Source organism: Pseudomonas simiae (genome assembly GCF_900111895.1).
Taxonomy (GTDB): Bacteria; Pseudomonadota; Gammaproteobacteria; order Pseudomonadales; family Pseudomonadaceae; genus Aquipseudomonas; species Aquipseudomonas simiae.
In genome coordinates this window covers 511,428-533,233 of the sequence record NZ_FOKB01000001.1, presented here as the reverse complement: position 1 = coordinate 533,233, position 21,806 = coordinate 511,428, and the positions used below count along the sequence as shown (strand labels likewise).

Genomic DNA, 21,806 nt, shown 5'->3' with positions numbered 1-21,806 from the left:
CAAGGAATGATCATGTCTGAGACCCTCGACCAGCACCTCAGTGAAGCCTGGCGTGATGCCATGCTCGCCTACTATCTGGCCCATTGCATCGACACCGAGCTTAAAGACTCGCTGCGCACCCCCAACGACCTGTACGACTACTGGCTATTGGACGTTCAGATCAGCCAGGCGGTACCGACCAGCCCGGTCGCCAGTGCGATCACCAGCCTGCAGCACTACATCAACCGGATTCACTCGGGCCTCGAACCGGGTTATGAGACCCAGGGCATGTCGCCCCACGAGAGCCTGGCCTGGCAGAAGTCCCTGCACACCTACCCCCTGTGGAGCGCCAGCCAGCAACTGCGCTATCACCCGCATAACTTTCTCGACCCCACACTGCGTGAGGACAAGAGCGAGAGCTTCCAGCAACTGGAAAACGACCTCAACCAACATCGAATTCAACCCAACACTGTGCAGAACGCCATACAAGGCTATTTGTCACGGTTCGAAGGGATCGCCAGTATTCATACGCTCAATGGCTACATTGACGGCAATGTCGCGCAGTTGGATACCAGCACCTATTACTTCGTCGGCAAGTCCGCCACCGACAACCTCTATTATTGGCGTTCACTGGACCTGTCCAAACGCTCCACCGGCAAGCCTGACGCGCCTGCGCCCCTGGCCTGGACAGACTGGGAAGCCGTCAACCTGACGTTTTCCGCCGATACACCCGATCACAGTATTCGCCCGGTCCTGTTCAATCATCGGCTGTTTATTGTTTGGGCCGAGAGCATCAAGCCTGCGCCCTACCAATCCTTCAAGGCACAGGGAAACGGCAATGGCGACTACGAGGACAACGGCGACGACGAAAAACAACGCCAGACTGAGTGGCTGAACAGCCGGTTCGTGAAGTTTCGCCTGTGTTTTTCCTATAAAAAACTGGATGGCACCTGGAGCCTTCCGCACACAGGCCTGGAAGAGCACTGCGTTACGCGGGGCATCAACGCACTCACGTCGGCGCAACTTATCAGCATCACGCAGACCGTTGCCGTGGTTGATAGCCGCGCCCCTCACACCCTGTTCCTGGGAATAAGGGCCAACACCCTGAATCATGGCAGCGACCAAATGGGCGATTTTTTCCAGGCCATCAGCGTCGATCAGTCACTGGGTATAAAAATCGTCGCTTCTGCGGGCAGCCCTGGCCGATACAAGATCGTGCCGGGCTCAGACGTCGCTCAGGAAACCATCAGGTTGCTGGAAGCCTATGAGGCTACAAAGAACACGCCACTGCAGACCGCGTTGTTGGGTGGCGCCGACCCGGGCAACGTATTTTCCAGCGTGTTACTCCCTCCGTTTGCCCACCAATACTTCCGCCTGTTTTTCGATATAAACAAGGACAACTTACAGTTCAAGACACGCGTAGCGCTGGAGCAGGACAAAAGAACCGTAACCTTAGCGGCTCAAGCACTCGAGACCGAACACCAGAAGACGTGGGACTTTGAATTCAGAAGCAAGGATATAGAGGCTGCCGATACCGCCACCACAAGCTTTGATCCGGTCACCAAAGAGTTCGTCTTCACCTCGAAAACCATTCAGCCCTTTCTGCAGACTTACAGCATCACCCTTGCATCCCAGTACTCCGCGTTCAGCATTACCCTGGTCACCAAATCTGCGTTGCATGACCCGACCTCATTCGAAGTTGAACTCATGAGCGGCTCGAACATCAGGATCGACTGCGCGATACACCCCGTCGGAAGCGCCACCTACCACTCGATGTTCTTTAAAAACCCCAGGACCGGAAAAAGCTTTTCCAACGCCATCTATGACAAAAACTCCATATTGTTGAACCTTGTGGGGCAGATGAACACGATGCCGGACATGAGACCGGGACAACAAAATCAAGTTAAGCCCGTCACTGAATACTCCCTGGCCGGGAAGTTTCTCAACAAAAATGCATTCCTCCACTTATATACCCATCATCAGGATCCCTTCCTGGCGATACTCGACCGCTACAGCGGCTACGCCCTGCCAGGTGATGAGGCCGCCAACAAAAAACTGCACTTCATGAATGACCTGAGGCTTGAGTCCGTCAACACTTCCATGCCCAAGGTGCGTTTTTACAAGCACGTCATCATGCAGTCCAAACTGGAAGACGTACCCACCCCGCAAGCCATCAATAACAACACCGCCCGAATCCTTAACTTTACGGACGTCGAACACGAAAGCCTGGCGGGCGCGTTCCCAGAATTAGCAACCGGGCATCTGGCGAGTACACGGATAACGTTACCCGATGAGCAAACCGCATCAGCCATCACGGTGATCCATGGCGTCATCACACTGGAGAGTCAAGAGAACGAGGTGAAAGTCCTCGGCTATGCGCTCAAGGCTGTCAAATGCACCCTCGACACATCCCTTACCGTCGACGAGCCTGCCCATTCCCCCCGCATCATGCGCCAGCAGCAAACAACCGGAGAGACGGTCGAATCCATTGATTTTTCCACAAGCTTCGTCCGGAAGATCCCGGCAATCCGACTCAATACCAGCGTTGCGAGTCAATTGATCCAGACTGCCTTGCTCAGCTTCGACCCCTTATTTTTACGGTCCCCTGAGGATTGGACGGAACCGGCATTGACGGCTGACGCCTCACGCGTGCCCCTGGACTTCCAGGGTGCGCACGGCAAAAGTTTGCGGGAGCTGTTCATCTATTTGCCTTGGACCCTCGCACATTGCTTCAACCAGCAGCAGCAATACGCTCAGGCTGAAACCTGGTTGCACTACTTGTTCGACCCTCGCCGAACAGACGCCGGGGCGCTGAGTGTGTTGCTCAGCAAAACCGTTGAGCTGAGCTACGCCTGCCAACACCCCCAGAGCCCGCATTACCTGGCTCTCAGTTTTCCGACCTACCTTCGCAAGGCGTTGTACCTCCTCAATGTGGATATTCTGATCAACCGGGGCGATGCGGCCTATCGCCAGGTAAGCCCCGACAGCCTGGCCGAAGCCAAACTCTGGTACATCCAGGCGCAGAACCTGCTCGGCCTGCGCCCGACAATCACACGTGCCGATGCCTGGACCTCGCGCACATTGCGCACACTGGCGCAAGCGGACTCTCCGGCAGTACGCCAGTTGGAACAACAGCCCGAATACACCGCGCTACTGTCCCGGCAATGTGAAACCACCGGGCAACGTACCTGGCTCACGGACAGCCCCTACTTCTACCGCCCGTTGAACACGCAACTGGTCACACGCTGGGACACATTGGAAAGTCGCCTGCATGGGCTGCGCCATCATCTGGACATTGCCGGCAAGCCGTTGCGCCAAACCCTCTTTGCGACCCCCTTGCCCCCCGCGGCCCTGCTGACGCGAAACGCACAGAGCGCCACGGGTGGCGCCAGTGCCCTATCACCGGTCCGGCCTGAAGTGGGTCACTACCGGTTCCAGGTCATGCAGGGGCATGCCTTGAGCGCAGTCGACAGCCTGGCGCAGTTCGGCACCACGCTACTCACGCTGATCGAGCGCAAGGAACAGGCGCACTACCTTGAGGTGCAGCAACAGAACGCCTGGCAACTCGCCGAGCTGGTGTTGACCCAGCAAACCCAGGCCCTGGCCATCGACGAAAAAAACAAAGACGCACTACGTCGCAGCCGCGCAATCGTCCACGGGCGACTGGACTTCCTGGCGCACCAGCTCAGCGAAGGCATCAGCACCGGTGAAATGTCGGCCGGCCAACACTATCTGGAGAGCGCCGCCTGGGAGAGAAAAGTCGCGATTGCCGGCATGGGCGCCGGTGCCGCCATGCTCGCGCCCAATATCTTCGGTACGTCGTTCGGGGGGATGCGTTTTGAGGGCGCGTTCCAAGCCTACCAGGCCTTCGCCCAGGGCGAGGCCAACACCGCCCGCGCCAACGGTAACGAGCTGGAACGCACCGAGCAATTCAATCGTCGTGCCCAGGAATGGGCCCACGCCGAACAACAGGCCCGCCTGGAATTGGCCCAGATCGACGCCCTGCTGCTGGTGCATGCCGAGCAGGAAAAAGCCACTCGCCTGCAACTGCGCAGCGCCCACAGCGCATTGGCCCAGGCCAAGTCAGCCTACGAACTCCTCGGCATGCGCTTTACAGGGGCACAGCTTTATCAATGGCTCACTGCGCAACTGAGCACGTTCTATTACGCACTGTATGACAGCGTCCACTCCCTGTGCCTGGCCGCTGAAGCCTGCTGGCAGTATGAGACCGCCGAAAGCCGGCAGTTCTTTCAAGGTGAAGCCTGGCACCACGCCTCCCGAGGACTGTTGAGTGCTGAAAACTTGAAACTGAACCTGGTAAAAATGAACACTGCATACCTGCAGCACACGCCACGGGAGCTGGAAATCAGCAAAACCGTGTCACTGCGCCATCGCTTGATCGAGTGCTCGGTCGTAACCAAAGGGCAGGCGTCTCAAGCCGCCAAAACCTGGACCGAGCATAAGGCGGGGCTGGTAAGCGGCGGCACGATTGGTTTTTCCCTGACCCAAGCGTTACTGGATGAGGACTATCCTGGACACACCCTGCGGCGGATCAAGCACGTCAGCGTCTCACTTCCCGCCACGCTGGGGCCTTATGAAGACATCAAGGCGACATTGACCCAAACCAGTAATAAAATTCAGATGCCTGATGGCATCACCAAAAACGACTTCAGGGCACACCAGCAAATCGCCTTGTCACGCGGGCTGGATGATAACGGCCTGTTTACCCTCAGCTTCGACAACGATCCACGTTACCTGCCATTTGAATACACCGGGGTCATCTCCAACTGGATCCTGGAGTTCCCCAATCCTGCCCGGCAAAAAGCCGTCCTTGAATCAATCAACGACATTGTCATTCACCTGCGCTACACCGCCAGGGTGCCGGCTGCCAACGGGAGCCGGGCATGAACGACGATACACTCAACCTGCAGGTCAATACCCCGGCCCTGCCCAAAGGCGGCGGTGCCATTCAAGGCACCGGCAAAGGCTGGGGCGATGTCGGCGCCAGCGGCATGGCCACCTTTGAGATTCCCTTGCCGGTTTCTCCCGCACGCAGCTATGCGCCAGCCCTGTCGCTGACCTACCACAGCGGCGCCGGTAACGGTCCCTTCGGATTGGGTTGGAGCGTGCCCCTGCCTGCCGTCAGCCGGCGTACTTCCCATGGCGTGCCGGCCTACACGGAGCACGACGTAATAGTGGGCCTCGACGCGCAAATATGGCTACCCGAGCGCGACGCCGAAGGGGCAATCGTCAGCCGTCGCCAGACCGCGTTCAATGATTTTCCACTGACCATCGCCTACACGGTCACGCGGTACTTTCCCAGGCTCGAGAGCCGCTTCGACCGTATCGAGCACTGGCATAGTGCAACCGATCCAGCAGGCTTCTGGTTGATACAAAGTGCCGATGGTAGTCAGCACTTTTACGGGAAGACCCCATTGGCCCGGATTGCCGATCCGGACCGCCCACACCACGTGGCGCAATGGTTGTTGCAGGAAAGCCTGAATGCCCACGGCGAGCACATTTATTATCACTACAAACAAGAAACCGACCCCTCACGCTACCCGAGGGACTGTCGAGCCCAGCATTACCTGGAGCGCGTCTGCTACGGCAACTTCACCGCCAAGGAGCAGGAACAGCTCTACCTCTGGCAGACCGACGATAAGCCGGACATGGGTTGGCACTTTCAGTTGCTCTTTGACTATGGCGAACGTGACCTTGAACTGGATAAGCGGCCGACGTACCAGGCCACGCGGGAATGGCCGGCACGACCCGACCCCTGCTCGGATTTTTCGTTCGGCTTCGAGTTACGCACCCTGCGCTGTTGCAACCAGATGCTGATGTTTCACCACTTCCCCAAGGAAGCGCAAATGGGCGCCGACCCGGTGCTGGTCAACCGTCTGCTGCTGGAATACCGCGCACCCAGCCATGTCAGCCTGTTGATGGGAGTGCATGAGCAGGCGTTCGACAGCGCGGGCAATAGCGTGAGCCGCCCGCCGCTGGAGTGTTTTTACCAATCGAGCCAGCTCAAGGTGGACAAGAGCGGCTATCAGCCCTTCAGTTCGCTGCGCGGTCTGCATGACAGCGATCGTTATCAACTGGTCGATCTGTATGGCGAAGGCCTACCGGGTGTGTTGTATCGCGCTGACAAGAGTTGGTACTACCGTGAACCCCTCCGGCCGCAGCATACGAAAACCGGCGACGAGGTGATTTACGGCGAGGCCCGGGAATTGGCGCGGGTACCGGTCGCCGACAGCGCCCGGCCCATTCACCAGGCGCTGGCGGATGTGGACGGCGATGGCCGCCTGGACTGGCTGGTTGCCCACCCGGGAATGAGCGGCTTTTTCAGCCTGGACGAACAGCGCAACTGGTCAACCTTCACGCCGTTCGATGCGTTCCCGTCGGAGTTTTTCCATCCCCAGGGAGTACTCGCCGACTTGATGGGGACGGGACATCCCGACATTGCCATGATCGGCCCCCGTAGCGTGCGCCTGTATGCCAATCGCCAAAAAAAAGGCTTTGAACCCGCCATTGAGGTGTCTCATAGGCTCGACGATACCCTGCCGATCATTTCTGCCTCGCCCAACGAACTGGTTGCCTTCAGCGATGTGCTTGCCACGGGCCAGCAGCATCTGGTGCGTATACGTCATAACGAAGTGAAATGTTGGCCAAACCTGGGTCGAGGACGTTTTGCCCAAGGGTTTGTGTTGGCCACGCTGCCGTTCCGTTATGAAATGTTCAAGGCAACCCATGTACTGCTGGTCGACCTGAATGGAGGTGGCGCTACGGACTTGCTGTATTTGAGCGCCGACCACCTGAGTATTTTCCTCAATAAAGGCGGCAACGGCTTCGAGGTACAGCCGATCAAAATCCCATGGCCCGAGGGCGTGCGGTATGACGACCACTGTCAGGTCAACGTCGTCGACGTGACCGGCCTGGGCTGCCCTAGCCTGATCCTGACCGCCGCCCACCAGACCCCCATGCACTGGCGCTACGACTTTTTTACCCGAAAGCCCTGGCTGCTCCTGCACACCGACAACAACATGGGGGCTCAGGCCTCGATCAAGTATCGCAGCAGTGCCCAGGAATGGCTGGATGAAAAACGTGAGCGCCCCGCCGACGGCCAGCCTGCTCTCTGCCAATTACCCTTTGCGCTGCTGCTGGTCAGCCAACACACCCAGCGAGACGAAATTACCGGCAACCAACTGACCCAACGCTGGCGCTATCGCCAGGCGTATTACGACCGCACGGACCGCGAATTTCGTGGCTTCGGGCTTGTGCTGCAAACCGACACCGAAAGCAGCACAGACACACAACACCTCCAGGGTTTCAGCGCACCCGTGCGCACCAAAACCTGGTTTCATACCGGGCAATCCATCGACATGCCCACCCTCGGCCATAGCACTCACGACCCACAGGCCAAGGCCATGGGACGCACGCTGGTCAGCCGATACAAGGCGACGTCCGGGGCGCAGCCGCTGGATCATCACGACGACTTGATCAGCGATCCTGCGCCGTCGCTGGCACGCGAAGTGGCGCGCGCACTCAGCGGCAGCGTGCTACGGGTAGAGGTGACAGCGGCGGACCCGGCGCAAGACGCAGTGCCCTATACCGTCACGCAACAGCGTTATCTGATCCGTGAACTGGCGCCGAACAGCGCCCATACACCCTACGCCCGGCTACTGCCATTAGCCCTGGAGTCGATCAGCTATCAATATGAAGGGGTGGAAGATGATCCCGTGTGCCAGCACCAGATCAACCTGCGCTGGGATGCCTATGGTTACCTGGTGCACGGCGTCACCCTGCACTATGCCCGCCGTACAAACGCTGACAGCTCACCGCCCACCGTGTTGGTCGACGAGCATCACAAGCGCTGGTGGCACGATACCCATGACAGCGCGCAACAGTTCTATTACCTGAGCGAAACGCTGGCACAGCACATTCATTTGGACGACGCACCGCACTGGCGCCTGGCCTTGCCCTACCGCCAACGACACAACGCCCTGGTGCTGGGCAAGGCCCCAGCGGCTGGCGGGTTAGACCTCAAGCGTATCGCCTATGAGGCGTTCATCGACAACCTCGACGGGCCATTGGCCGCAGGTGCCAAGCGTGAGCTGAGCAGCCTGTCGGTGCAACGCTATCGGCAAGCCGGTGGCCTCGGTAAAACCCTGGAGCCGGGCGTCGCCACTGTCCAGGCCTTGACCGATTACCAGGAAAGCGCAGAGCTGGATGACCAGGCCCTAAATGTCTACAAGGACATACCGGCGATGCCCAACCAACCTGCGGTGGACCTGGTGCAAAAGCTCAGCGACAGCGGCTATCACCCCATGGAGCTGTTTTTTCTCTTCCCCGGCGAGGTGCCGCCCAAGGAAAATCGCCTGTGGTCGATTCGCCGGCACTTTCCCCGCTATGGCAAGGCCACCCAGTTTTATCGGATAAGGGCGCTGCGGGCCACCGAGGCCCATGGTGAAACAACGCTCAACCATGACCCCTACATGTTGCAAACTGTGCGTGTAAAAATGCCCGACGGTTGTGTGACCAAAGCCGAATACGACTATCGATTGCTGCTGCCGACAAAAATTGTCGACCCCAATGGCAATATTCAAGAAGCGCTGTATGACGGTTTCGGGCAAATGCTCGTCAACACTTTTCGCGGTCGCGAGCAAAGCCTCAACGTGGGTTTCGACGCCTTGGAGCGCTACCGCCCGCTCAAGGATGTAACGCCCGGGTTTGCCATAGAACACGCGCAAAGCGTGTTGCAGAGCATGGCCCGCCTACACTGCTACGCCCCATTCAGTTGGATGGGCGCGGTCGACTTGGCCCTGGTCAAGCCAGAGTGGGTCGCCAAAGCCTACCTGCTCCCCAGCGGGCATATCCGCGCGGGCGCGAGGGCACGTCTGGGCGCACGAGCGCGCCAGGGTAGCGGTCGCCAGGGGCTCAGCGACAGCGACAAACAACTCAAGGCGTTGATCGACAACGCCCGTCGGACCCCGGTGCATGGGCTCATGTTGCAGGCCGACCGCTACCCGGACGATGCCGCCCAACAGATCCGCATGACCTTGACCTGTTGGGATGGTTTTGGTCGTACCTTGCAGACCAAGCAAAAGACTGAGTCAGGCCTGGCCAATGCGGTCGACGACAAGGGCAACCTGCTGGTCGATGAGGTACCCGATAAGGCACCCGGCACCTTGAAAAAACAGCTGCGCCAAGTGCAAGCCGACCCCCGCTGGCGCGTCAGTGAGCGTGTCGAATACAACAACAAGGGCCTGGTCATTCGCGTCTACCGCCCCTACTTCGCCGACAAGCACGCCTACGTCAACGATCAATCCATGCGCGAACTGGGCCACTGCGACCGACAGTTCTATGACCCCCTCGGACGCCCGACACAGACACTGACCGCAGGAGGATTCATGCGGCGCACCACCTATTGGGCCTGGTACACCGTCAACGAGGATGAAAACGACACGGAGGGAGTACTCCAGGTAACCCCATTGACTGAACAGTAAAGCCTGGGCCAGCGTGGCCACCTCACCATTGCAAGGCGGCCACGCTGAACCGTTCAGTCAGTGCGTCGCCCGTATTGAACCCCTGGAGCGGGATAGTGAGCTGACCGGTTTGTAGCGACGCCAGAGGGAAGGGTCGGACCGCCAAGGGGCGTCAACCTGTTGTTTCTGATGATAGAACGTCACATGGCCTGGCACGCGCGATCGATGTCGATAAAGCCAGCGCAGCTCCGAACCCGCGAAAGAGGTCTCGGTCTTATTGATCACGTTGGCCATATCCAGATGATCAAGCGCAAAATGCACATGGCGAATACTCTGAGGGTCCGTCAGCGTTTTCAACGCTGACTTACTGGCGCGACTGACCAGCTTGCCCTCGAACGTACGCAAGCTCATGCCATGGTCTAAAAGGGTTTTCTCGAACGAATAGGTACCAGAAGAATAGTCACTCACGAATTTCTTCGCGAACGCTCGGTTGGCGGCGGTCGACGTACAGCCCGCATACTTCGACTTAATGGCGTCATAGAACTGCTGCGCGATCGGTGCGCCATGCACCTGGAGCTGTTGTTCAAACTCATCGTCGGTGAGCCTGCCCTTCCCGTACTCAACGTACATAGGGATGAGTTCTTTTTTCAACCTTGCCATCGCCGCGCCCATCTCTTCAGCCCCGAAATAGGTGACCATTGCGTCCCCACGTGCCGTCAGCTTTGACCAAAAGCTGCGGTAGCTTGTCACGGTACTGCCCTTACCGAAAATGATGTCGCCTCGACTGGGTTGAAATTGTTCGCCAAACGACGCTTGCGTGCCATCGGCATCCGTGAATCGCAGGGGGTTGCCCAACGTCATGGCGTACAGATTCAGACCGTCCACATCACCCAAAGGGTCCGGGCTGATCCATCGTTGCAACCACGGCGCGTAATACCGCGATCCGTAGTAATACAGCCCTGTTGCGTCGCGCTCCTTACCCGCGTAACGGCGAACCTGATAGGTAGCCCTCTGCGTACCGTTGGTAGCCCACCACGCCGTTGCGCCATAAGGATAATAATGTTCCTGGCTCAACAACTGCGCTTGCCCGTCCAGCTCCAGTAAATGGCTATTGAGGTGATCAAGGATACTGAACTGAAGCTGTTCTTCACTCATATCACTGGGGCCACCGGCCTCCCGCTGCAACACCGTGGCCCGGCCGCCGCCCGTATCAATCTCCAGCACGCTCAAGCGCTTGCCAGGTTGTCCATGCAGGTGCAAACCCGGCAAGTAACACGTGATATGTGTATGGGGTTTCCCAGCGACCTGCTGGCTTCTGATCTTGGCTGCCCGCTGGCCTTGGCCATCGTAGAGGTAACGTTCCACATCAGGATCACCCTGCGCGCGCCGCACCTGCGTCGCGTGGGTGAGTTGATTACGTACGTTCCAGCCTAACTGCTGGCCGCTGCCCAATATTTGTTGGTTGCCGCTGGCATCAAACATCGTTGCCCATGGTTGCGGCGCTCCGTCAGTGACCGACAAGGCGCGATTGCTGCCCACTGCTACATTCATGTCCCGGGTATAACCTGCTCCACTGCTCGGCACATGGCGGAGACGTGTCAAGTTGCCACTCTCATCGTAGGTGTAATGCTGGGTGTAATTGCGCCAGAGTCCGGGAGCGGTTGCACCGAACGTCACCCGCTCCGCAGTTGCCTGACCACCTCTGTTGCCGGCATTTTCCCGACCGCTGGCCTGGGTTAACTGGTACAAACTGTCGTACTGGTAACGACTGACCGCATCAACACGAGCATTGCTTTGCCATTTAGTCGGCTGGGCCTGGTCGCTGAGGCTGAGGATGTTACCTACCGGATCGTACTCGTACACAAGGTCCTGTAGAGGCTTGGCGGCCTCGCCCTTGCGATACACCGTCAGCTGCAACAAACGATTATCTTCGGCGGCGTATTTCGCCCTCTTGGTGACGTCATTGCCCATCCGTTCGGACTCCACCAGACCGCTGGCGTTGTACACACGCTGGTTCATCAACACTTGGCGCGTGCCCCCGCGCAGGGTCAGCGCAACCTCCAGCAGCCAGCCTTGTTGCCCATAGCGCTGGTGCCGACGATTGCCCTTGGCGTCGATCTGCTCCAACAGCGCCCCCAAGGCATCGTAGCGCCAGGTCGTGGTATGGGCGTTGGGCTCTAGCTGTTCGGCTTGAGTTTCATCGCTCGGCGGCCAGTCAACTGTCGGAGTATCCATGCGAAACCGTCGAGTCTGCTTGATGACGCTCCCACCGATCCCGTACCCACCCATCCACAAAACACCGGCCGGGTCCGCATGACGAATCAGTCGACCACAACGGTTGCCAGCCCTCTCGGCGGGCGCGGCTGCCGCATAGGTCAGGCGCTCGACACAACGCCGCGCCGGCTGATCCGCCGCTTGTTCGAAGATGGCCAAGGGGCGCACCTGGGTATCGTACTCATAACACTGGTGAGAGCCTCGGGCGTCCCAGCGTTCCAGCACTTGACCGCCCCCGCCCAACAGTGACATCTGCCAGCCGGCGTCCACACTGTCGGTACACAGCAATTGCCCCGAGAGGCTGTAATACTGGCGCTGATTGGGGCGGACGCTGGCCGATGCCGACTCACTCAGCGCGTGCAGCCGTGGGTCCCATTGTTCCAGCAACCTCCCTTGGCTGCCAAACACCCGGCGCTCAATACGTGCGCGGGGCAGGTCCTGGGAGGTGTCACGATGATAGGCCACGCTGCGGACCGCCAAACCACGAGGATCAATGGCCGATAGCGTGGGCGTATGTTGGTGCAGGAGATGAGACATGGCGTAACAACCTGAATAGCAGACGATCAGCCAAGCCTAGAGATAGCTCACACGCACACGTGGTACTGAGCGCAATGTAGTGTGTCGATATATGAATGAGCCGCTGCGGCGGCCCATTCATCCTCCTACTTTGTAGGCCGCGGGCCTCGGCGCCAGCCCGCCTCCAAGGTCGAATACCCGCGCCTGGCAAACTGTACGAAAAAGCCACGCCATTCGGTCAGCGCAGAAATCATCCCGCGGGCCACCATCACAATGTTGCGAGTCACCCGGCCCTGGGAGGCCACCGGCGAGCCCGTCAGCGCAACGGCCAATGCCTCGACACCGGACGCAGCCCAATGCGTCCACACCTGATTGAACATTCTGCTCAGCCCTCCGTGCGCCGTCGCGACAGGGTCCGGCAGCTGCAGGGTTTGACCATGGGAGTCATGGGTGGCCGTCGGGTGACCGCCACGAATCATCGTTCCCATCGCTGCATCGTAGGCCTCTATTGCGGGTGTGACATTGGGCAGCATCAACGCAGGCACTTCCCCGCCGTATACCGCGTTGGCCACCGTTGCGAGGCCATAGGCCGCCGTTGCTCCGGCGGTGCGCGTGACCCTGCCGCGCAGGGGCGTGCTGCCCCAGGAGACGCCGGTACCGTGCCCACGAAGGACCTGCTGCACGAGTTCCCTGGAGAGTGCGCGTACATGCCCGCCCAACCGCCGGACTGCCACCGGGTCCCAGCTGTGCTCGGCTTGATCACCTATCGAATCGCCATAAACGGTATACCCCACACCCGCAGCACCCGCAAAAAGAGCGCCGATCTGTGGCGCAAATCGCGTCCAGTTACCCGCGACACCGGTGCTCATATGTGCCGTGGAGACGGCATCCAGCACCGCGACGGTAAGGCGCAAGATTTGGTTGCGTTGGGCGGTGGGCTGGATGTTGCTGAAGACCGCCAGATCGACACCTGTCGAAATAGCATTGGCAATATAGGTGGATAAACCATCGCGAATCGCAGCCGATGCGCCCGCCTGCATCCTGGGTCGAGCAATACGCGCCATATGCGCGAGCCTGCGACTGATAGAAAGCCTGCGCAGTTGTGTCTGCCGGGGCTGCTCCAAAGCCGGTGTCGCCGTCAGCCCCTGCTCATCGACCTTGGTAACGGGGTTGCCGCCGACCATGGCGTACAAATTCAAGCCATCGGCATCGCCGGTCGGGTCCGGGCTGATCCAGCGACACAACCACGGCGCGTAATACCTGAAGCCGTAGTAGGACAGCCCACTGGCATCGCGCTCCTTGCCCGAATAACGGATGAATTTATAGCTCGCCTCGCTGGCGCTTTTCGCCGCCCACCACGCGGTACCACCGTAGGGATAATAGCTTTCCTGGCTGAGCAGCTGTGCCTGCTCACCCAGTTCCATCGTGCTGCTGCCCAAGTGGTCGGACAAGCCATAACGGATCTGCACATCCTGGCTGCTCCCCGAAGGGTGACGATCCCAGAACAGTAGCCGGACGGTAAGGGTACCGACATCGAGGTTGAGTACATTCAGTTGCTCACCCGTTGCACTGTCATGGCGAATCTCCAACCCTGGCAAGTAGCGCACCTGCGCCGTATGCGACACGCCCTTGGCGTGGGTTACCCGGCGCTTGAGGATGCGTCGACCGGTTGCGTCGTACGCATAGCGCTCCTCATCGTCGTTTCCTCCCTCGCGCTGCACCTGGGTGATGCGCACCAGTTGATTGCGCACATCCCAGCCCATCCCATGATGGCCCTCAAACGCTTGCAGATTGCCGTTCCGGTCAAAGTCCTGCCCCCACCCCGACACGGCACTGCCGTCGGCCTGCGGCATGAAATGATTACTGGTGGCGGCCACGCTCATCCGGCGCGTGAAACCCGTGCCACTGCTGGGCACATGCTGCAACTCAAGCAAATTGCCGGCCGCGTCATAGCTGAACTGTTGGGTGTAGCGACGCCAGACGCTGTCGTCAGTCGAGCCGAACTCCAGCCTTGCGGGTAACGCGGGTCCCCCCTGGTTGCCAGCGGTTTCGCGCCCGCTGGCCTTGGTCAATTGCGATAATGTGTCGTACTCATAGACGCAGGCCGAACTGATCCGGGTGTTGCTCGACCATTGTGTCGGCTGGGCAAGGTCGTCGATCCGCACAATGTTGCCGACGCAATCATAATCGTAGGTCAGGTCTTGCAGCGCCGTGCTCGCCGCCCCTTGCACACGGGCACTCATCTGCCGCAAGCGACCATCGGTTTCACGGTAAAGCAGGGTACGCACAACGCCATTCCCCGCGCGCTCACTGATCACTTGGCCCGCCGCATTGTAGCGACGCTGGCCCATCAACGGCGTGCGCACGCCGCCCGTGGGCAACACAACGATGCTCGCCGGTTGGCCGTCAATGCCATAGGCATACTCAAGGCGATTGCCCTTGGCATCCGTATGATGCAAGCGCTCACCCAGCGCGCTGAAACCCGTTGAGGCCTGGAAATGCTCAGGCTCCAGGCGTGCGTCGCGTTGTGCATCGTCCAGCGGCCAATCCAGCGCCGCAGTCGCCTGCCGGAAGCGTCGAGTTTGCCGGACAACTTCTCCGTGCAGACCATACAACTCGTGGAACAACGAACCACCGCCGTCATCATGCCGAATCACCCGGCCACAGCGATTGTGTGCGGCTTCCTCAAGCGAGTGTGAAGCATAGGCAATACGCTCGACACACAGCGGTTGCTCGTCATTGGCCGCTTGCTCGAAAACGGCGATAGGCCGCACGTATTGATCGTAGTGATGCGCCTGATGAGCGCCCCGCCCATCCCACTCTTCCAATAACTGCCCGGCCTCACCCGGTAACGTGAGCCGCCAGCCGGCATCCACGCTGTCGATGCGCAATGCATTCCCGCCAAGGCTGTAGACCGTGCGTTGATTGGCCCGGGTGCCAGCCTCTGAGTGCGACAATTGCAACAGACGCGGATCCCACTGCTCGATCATCAAGCCGGAACTGTCAAACACCTGACGATGAATGCGCACTTGCGGTTCAGACTGTGCGCTTGAGCGGTGATACTCGACGTTACGAACAATCAATCCACGTGGGTCGAATGCCGTAAGTGAGGGAGTGTTTCGGTGAAGTGAAATAGGCATGATTTCCTGACCCCAATGACACAATGGTCAGAAAAGCCTAAGGATCATGTCTTGGAGAAAGGAGGTATCAGGGTATGCAGGCATCAACCGGTCATCGCCGGTTGAAACCTGCAGACAACCTCAATGCCCGCCGGCGCAGGTCGGCGAGGCCGGGGCTGCGTCGATTTTCGCCCATTCTTCAGGCGTGTAGGTATGCAGCGCCAGCGCATGAAACTCGCTCATCAGGTCACCCAGGGTGGCGTAGACCTTCTGGTGGCGCTTGACGCGGTTGAGCCCATCGAACTGCTGGCTCACCAGCACAGCCTTGAAGTGGGTCTGCAACCCACGGCTGTGCATATGGCTTTCATCCAGCACGCTCAAGTGATTCGGGCCCAGTGCGGCAAGTGCCGTTTCGATACGCTGTTGCATGGTCATTGCCGGCTCCACTTACTTCTTGGCAGGGGCGGCGGGTTTCTTCGCCGGTGCCAGTTCGTTGGTCATGTCTTCCAGCAGCTTGTTCACCACCGGCACGGCGCTTTCCAGCTTGGCCTGGGTCATCTGGGCCGATTGCTGGGTCAGTTGCGGCATTTTTTCCAGGACTTTCTTGCCCAACGGCGACTGGTAGAAAGCAACCAGGTCCTTGAGTTCGGATTCGCTGAAGTTGGTGGTGTAGAGCTTGACCATGTCCGGTTTCAGTTTTGGCCAGCCGATAGCCTGGTCCAGGGCAGCGTTGGCCTTGGCCTGGTAGCTGTCCAGTACGGACTGCTTGGCGGCAGGCGCCTTGGTCTGTTCGAAACGCTGGGCGAACATTTGCTGCACTTGCATGTACACCGGGGTACCCAGCTTGTCAGCGTGGGCCAGGGTAAGGAAGGCTTCGGCACTGGCGTTGTGGCTGGCGGTATCGGCAAAAACCTGGCCGCTGGCGCAAACCAGAGCAACCGCGGTACAGATGGCACGAAGACGAGTCATCGAGTTTCCTTTTCTAGCAGGCGAGGTAAGACCCCAAGGGCGCCCATTCTGCGCCTAAAAAACCTTAGGGCTCAACCCCAGGCCTCGTAGGACAAGGATTCTCGGGGGATGAACCCGATGAAACGTCTTTTAGGGAACCCCACCGGTCGATCAAGGCCTAAACTGCGCAAACAGACCTGAAGGAGTGTGCCCGATGAGCCGTATCGAAACCGACAGCCTGGGAGAAGTCCATGTCCCGGATGACGCTTACTGGGGCGCCCAGACCCAACGTTCACTGGTGAACTTCGCCATCGGCGAACAGCGCATGCCCCTCGCGGTACTGCACGCCCTGGCCCTGGTCAAGAAAGCGGCGGCACGGGTCAACGACCGTAATGGCGACTTGCCCGCCGACATCGCCCGCCTGATCGAACAGGCCGCCGACGAAGTACTCGCCGGGCAACATGACGACCAATTCCCCCTGGTGGTCTGGCAGACCGGCAGCGGCACCCAGAGCAACATGAACGCCAACGAAGTGATCGCCGGCCGCGCCAACGAACTGGCGGGCAACCAGCGCGGTGGCAAGAGCCCGGTGCACCCCAATGATCACGTCAACCGTTCCCAGAGTTCCAATGACTGCTTTCCCACAGCGATGAGCATCGCAGCCGTCCAGGCTGTGCATCAGCGTTTGTTACCGGCTATCGCCACGCTTTCCGGTGGTCTGGCCGAGCAGGCCGCCAAGCACATGAAGCTGGTGAAGACCGGCCGCACGCATATGATGGATGCCACGCCGATTACCTTCGGCCAGGAGCTCTCGGCCTTCATCGCCCAGCTCGATTACGCCGAACGCGCCATTCGCGCCGCCCTCCCCGCCGTCTGCGAACTGGCCCAGGGCGGCACGGCCGTCGGCACCGGGCTCAATGCGCCCCATGGCTTTGGCGAGGCGATTGCCTCCGAGCTGGCGGCGCTGTCGGGCTTGCCGTTCGTCACGGCGCCGAACAAATTCGCCGCCCTCTCCGGTCATGAACCGCTGGTGACCTTGCACGGCGCGCTGAAAACCCTGGCCGTGGCCCTGATGAAAATCGCCAACGACCTGCGCCTGCTGGGCTCCGGCCCGCGCACCGGCTTGGCCGAGGTGAAGTTGCCGGCCAACGAGCCGGGCAGTTCGATCATGCCGGGCAAGGTCAACCCGACTCAGTGCGAAGCGCTGTCGATGCTGGCCTGCCAAGTGCTGGGCAATGACGTGACCATCGGCATTGCCGCCAGCCAGGGGCATTTGCAGTTGAACGTGTACAAGCCGGTGATTATCCACAACCTGCTGGAATCCATCCGCCTGCTGGCCGACGGCTGCAACAACTTCCAGGAACACTGTGTGGCCGGGCTTGAGCCCGACCCCCTGCAAATGGCCGAGCACCTGGAACGCGGTCTGATGCTGGTAACCGCGCTCAACCCGCACATCGGCTACGACAAGTCGGCAGAAATCGCCAAGAAGGCTTACGCCGAAGGCCTGACCCTAAGGAAGGCCGCGCTGGACCTGGGCTACCTCACCGATGCGGAATTCGACCAGTGGGTTCGTCCGGAAGATATGCTGGGTGCCTAGGGCGCCACGCGTAACCGCCGGGCCTTGAGCCCGGCGAGCAACGACGGCGCCAGCGCCACGGTCGCCGAGCCCAGCACCACCACCAATGCCCCGGCATAACCCAGGGCGTTGATTTCTTCAGCCTGCACATACGCCGGCCACAGCCACGCCGCCAGGGCGACTGCCACAAAGGTCACCAGAGGTGTGAGCGCCAAGGTCGCGCTGACCCGCGACGCTTCCCAGTGGGCCAGCGCTTCGGCAAAGGCACCGTAGGCCACCAGGGTATTCATGCAGCACGCCAGCAACAGCCAGGCTTGCAGTGGGCTCAGGTCCAAGGCCTCCAGTGGATGCGCCCAAGGCGTGAGCAACAAGGCGCAGGTGAGGTAGATCACCATCATCACTTGCAGCGAATTCCATACCGTCAGCAACTGCTTCTGGCCCAGGGCGTAGAACACCCAAATAGACGTGGCGAGCAGGATGGTCAGCACGCCGGCGGTATAGGCGCCAAGGGACGTCAGCAACTCTTCCAGGCGCTGATTGAAGAACAGGCCGAAGCCTGCGATCAACACAAACAGCCCGAGTACCTGCCCGCGACTGAAGCGCTCCTTGAACACAAACACACTGGCGATCATCAAGAAGATCGGCCCCATCTGCACCACCAGTTGCGCCGTACCAGGGCTGAGCCTTTTCAGACCCACCAGGTACAACACGTAGTTGCCCACCAGCCCACACACCGCCATCCCTACCAGCCATCCGCCCTTGGGGCCCAACACGCTGCGTCTGGGCAAGCGCTTGGTCAGCGCCAGGTAGACGAACAGGCAACTGCCGGCCACGATCAGGCGAAACCAGGTGACGGTGATCGGGTCCATCACTTGCAGCACCTGCTTGAGTTTGATCGGCAGAATGCCCCAGAGCAGCGCGGTCAGCAGGGTCAGCAGAAAACCGTAGACCCAGCGGCCGGAAGAGATGTGCATGAGTGCCCCAGAAGCCAGAGGAAGTGGAGCCGCATTCTAGGGGCAAGCGAAAGGATTGGGCTACGCCGCATTTCAAAATATGGGAGGGGGCGTGCCCCCTCCCACATTGACCTCATTTAGCCAATTGAAACTAGCGCACCGCTTCGAACAAGCCAGTGGCGCCCATGCCCCCGCCCACGCACATGGTGACGATGCCGTAACGCAGATTACGCCGTTGCAACTCACGCACCAGGTGCCCCACCTGCCGCGACCCGGTCATGCCGAACGGGTGCCCGATGGAAATCGAGCCGCCGTTGACGTTGTACTTGGCATTGTCGATTTCCAGGCGATTACGCGCATACAGGCACTGGGAGGCGAATGCTTCGTTGAGTTCCCACAGGTCGATGTCCGCCACCTGCAAGCCTTTGGCCTTGAGCAGCTTGGGCACCGAGAACACCGGGCCGATACCCATCTCGTCCGGTTCACAACCGGCCACCGTGAACCCACGGAAAAACGCCTTCGGCTTGAGCCCCAGTGCCAGTGCTTTTTCCAGGCTCATCACCAAGGTCATCGAAGCGCCGTCGGACAATTGCGACGAGTTACCCGCCGTCACCGAACCGTCTTCGGCGAACACCGGCTTCAAGCCCTGCAAGCTGGCCAGCGTGGTGTCCGGCCGGTTGCAATCATCGCGGTCGACTACGCCATCGAGCACCTGCGCTTCTCCGGTGTTCTTGTCTTCGACCTTGTACTTGACCGCCATCGGTACGATTTCATCGTCGAACAAACCATCAGCCTGAGCCTGGGCCGTACGTTGCTGGCTTTGCAGCGCATACATGTCCTGTTCTTCGCGGCTGACGCTATAGCGCCGCGCAACAATCTCGGCAGTCTGGCCCATGGGGAAATAGAGGCCCGGCACCTGCTCTTTCAGCAGCGGGTTGATCAGGTTGTCGGTGTTGACGCTTTTCAGGGTGAGGCTGATGGACTCGACGCCACCGGCGACGATGATATCGCTGCAGCCCGACGCGATCTGGTTGGCCGCGATGGCAATCGCCTGCAAGCCCGACGAGCAGAAGCGGTTGAGGGTCATGCCCGCCGTGCCGGTGCCCAGTTGCGACAACACCGCCACGTTGCGCCCGATGTTGTAGCCCTGGGCGCCTTCGTTGGAGCCGGCGCCGACGATGCAATCTTCCACGGTGGCCGGGTCGATACCGTTACGGGTGAGCAGCGCGTTGACGCAATGGGCCGCCATGTCATCCGGGCGGGTCTGGTTGAACTTGCCACGAAAGGATTTGGCCAGGCCGGTTCGTACGCTGTCGACGATCACTACTTCACGCATGGGCTACCTCGATCTTGTGAGGGTTGGGAGATGGATCGAGGATAGATCCAGCTCCCGTCAACCGCGACGATCATTCACCCTGTGGATAGGCCTACTTCTTCTTGCCTTTCTTGACTTTCTTGTCGTGCTTGTCGGATTTCTCGAACGCCTCTTCCAGCGCCTGGTTGATCGTGCGCAGCACCTTGACCCGCGCCCAGCGCTTGTCGTTGGCTTCCACCAACGTCCAGGGCGCGATTTCGGTGCTGGTACGGTCGACCATATCGCCCACGGCGGCACGGTAGTCGTCCCACTTGTCACGGTTGCGCCAGTCATCCTCGGTGATCTTGAAGCGCTTGAACGGGATTTCCTCGCGGGCCTGGAAGCGTTCCAGCTGGGTGGCCTTGTCGATGGCCAGCCAGAACTTGACCACAATCACACCCGCGTCGCGCAGTTGTTCTTCAAAGTCGTTGATCTCGCCATAAGCGCGCATCCAGTCCGTCGGGGTGCAGAAGCCCTCGATACGCTCCACCAGCACACGGCCGTACCACGAACGGTCGAACACGGTGAACATGCCCCGCGCCGGAATCTTCTGCCAGAACCGCCACAAATACGGTTGAGCGCGCTCATCTTCACTGGGCGCGGCAATCGGCACGATGTGGTACTGGCGTGGGTCCAGCGCCGCCGCTACCCGACGGATCGCCCCGCCTTTGCCTGCCGCATCGTTGCCTTCGAACACCGTGACCAACGCGTGCTTGCGCATGCGCTTGTCGCGCATCAGACCGGAGAAACGCGCCTGCTCGGTGATTAACTGTTCTTCGTAATCGTCCTTCTCCAGGCGTTGCGTCAGGTCGAGGCTGTCCAGCAGACTCTTCTTGTCCACCGACGCAATCAACGGCGCCGGATTCATACCGCTGGCCTTGCCTTTGGGCAGCTTCAGCGCATTTTGCATGCCCTCCAGCAGCAGCTTGCCCACGGTGAGCCCACGGTAATTGCTGTCGACCCCTTCGATCACATGCCACGGTGCATAGTCGCGGCTGGTACGACGCAGCACACGCTCACCGAAATGCACGAATTTGTCGTAGGTCTCGGACTGCTGCCAGTCCAGCGGGCTGATACGCCAGCTGTGCAGTGGGTCGTCGGCCAGGGACTTGAGCCGCGCCTTCATCTGCTTCTTGGACAGATGAAACCAGAACTTGAAGATCAGCGCGCCTTCATCGCACAGCATCTTTTCCAGGCGCTCGGCACCGGCAATGGCCTGGTCAAGACGTGCGTCCTTGATCTGCCCATGCACCCGGCCCTGCAGCATCTGGCTGTACCAGTTGCCGAAAAAGATCCCCATGCGGCCTTTGGCGGGCAGTTGCCGCCAGTAGCGCCAGGCGGGCGGACGGGCCAGTTCTTCGTCGGTCTGCTGGTCAAAGGTGCGCACTTCGATCAGGCGCGGGTCCATCCATTCATTGAGCAGCTTGACGGTCTCGCCCTTGCCGGCGCCTTCGATGCCGTTGATCAGGACGATCACCGGGAAGCGCTTCTGTTGTTGCAGTTCGTATTGCACTTCCAGCAGGGCTTCGCGCAAGGCCGGCACTTCGGCGTCATACGTGTCTTTGTCGATGGCGTGACCGATTTCGGCGGATTCGAACATGGGCA

At 59.9% G+C, this 21,806-nt stretch carries 10 protein-coding genes; 3 read left to right on the top strand and 7 right to left on the bottom strand.

Annotated features, from left to right (window positions below; genetic code table 11):
* The first annotated feature begins 12 nt into the window (after nt 1-12).
* Entirely contained in the window at nt 13-4,887 is a 4,875-nt protein-coding gene (locus tag BMZ57_RS02345) for a Tc toxin subunit A-related protein (protein ID WP_069672419.1), read from the top strand.
* A complete protein-coding gene (locus BMZ57_RS02340) occupies nt 4,884-9,482 on the top strand; it encodes a SpvB/TcaC N-terminal domain-containing protein (protein ID WP_069672418.1) in 4,599 nt (1,532 codons plus the stop codon). Before BMZ57_RS02345 ends, BMZ57_RS02340 begins: the two co-directional genes overlap by 4 nt.
* A gap of 57 nt (nt 9,483-9,539) precedes the next feature.
* On the opposite strand, the gene BMZ57_RS02335 is transcribed toward BMZ57_RS02340, so the two are convergent.
* The 4 genes from BMZ57_RS02335 to BMZ57_RS02320 form a co-directional block, all read right to left on the bottom strand.
* Nucleotides 9,540-12,272 carry an RHS repeat-associated core domain-containing protein gene (locus BMZ57_RS02335; RefSeq protein WP_254668474.1) on the bottom strand — a complete coding sequence of 911 codons (2,733 nt, stop codon included), beginning with the start codon at nt 12,270-12,272 and terminating at the stop codon, nt 9,540-9,542.
* A gap of 125 nt (nt 12,273-12,397) precedes the next feature.
* Nucleotides 12,398-15,280 (bottom strand): RHS repeat-associated core domain-containing protein, encoded by a 2,883-nt coding sequence (locus BMZ57_RS02330; RefSeq protein ID WP_083266224.1) that lies wholly within the window; start codon nt 15,278-15,280, stop codon nt 12,398-12,400.
* Nucleotides 15,281-15,511: 231 nt separating this feature from the next.
* Complete coding sequence (locus BMZ57_RS02325; RefSeq protein WP_010208898.1) at nt 15,512-15,805, bottom strand: BolA family protein; 294 nt, start codon at nt 15,803-15,805, stop codon at nt 15,512-15,514.
* A gap of 12 nt (nt 15,806-15,817) precedes the next feature.
* Nucleotides 15,818-16,339, bottom strand: coding sequence for a DUF2059 domain-containing protein (locus BMZ57_RS02320; RefSeq protein ID WP_010208895.1), 522 nt, complete (start codon nt 16,337-16,339; stop codon nt 15,818-15,820).
* A gap of 193 nt (nt 16,340-16,532) precedes the next feature.
* On the opposite strand from BMZ57_RS02320, the gene BMZ57_RS02315 reads away from it, so the two are divergent.
* Nucleotides 16,533-17,915 (top strand): class II fumarate hydratase, encoded by a 1,383-nt coding sequence (locus tag BMZ57_RS02315; RefSeq protein WP_042571834.1) that lies wholly within the window; start codon nt 16,533-16,535, stop codon nt 17,913-17,915.
* On the opposite strand, the gene BMZ57_RS02310 is transcribed toward BMZ57_RS02315, so the two are convergent.
* From BMZ57_RS02310 to pap, 3 genes are all read right to left on the bottom strand, one after another.
* Nucleotides 17,912-18,868: a DMT family transporter gene (locus BMZ57_RS02310; RefSeq protein WP_010208891.1), complete on the bottom strand. Its 957-nt coding sequence runs from the start codon at nt 18,866-18,868 to the stop codon at nt 17,912-17,914. The two genes, BMZ57_RS02315 and BMZ57_RS02310, sit on opposite strands and share 4 nt — an antisense overlap.
* A 130-nt stretch (nt 18,869-18,998) precedes the next feature.
* The gene (locus BMZ57_RS02305; protein WP_010208890.1) at nt 18,999-20,183 is read right to left on the bottom strand and encodes a thiolase family protein; all 1,185 of its coding nucleotides are present in this window, start codon (nt 20,181-20,183) and stop codon (nt 18,999-19,001) included.
* A gap of 91 nt (nt 20,184-20,274) precedes the next feature.
* Entirely contained in the window at nt 20,275-21,801 is a 1,527-nt protein-coding gene (gene pap / locus BMZ57_RS02300; protein ID WP_010208889.1) for a polyphosphate:AMP phosphotransferase, read from the bottom strand.
* Nucleotides 21,802-21,806: the final 5 nt, after the last annotated feature.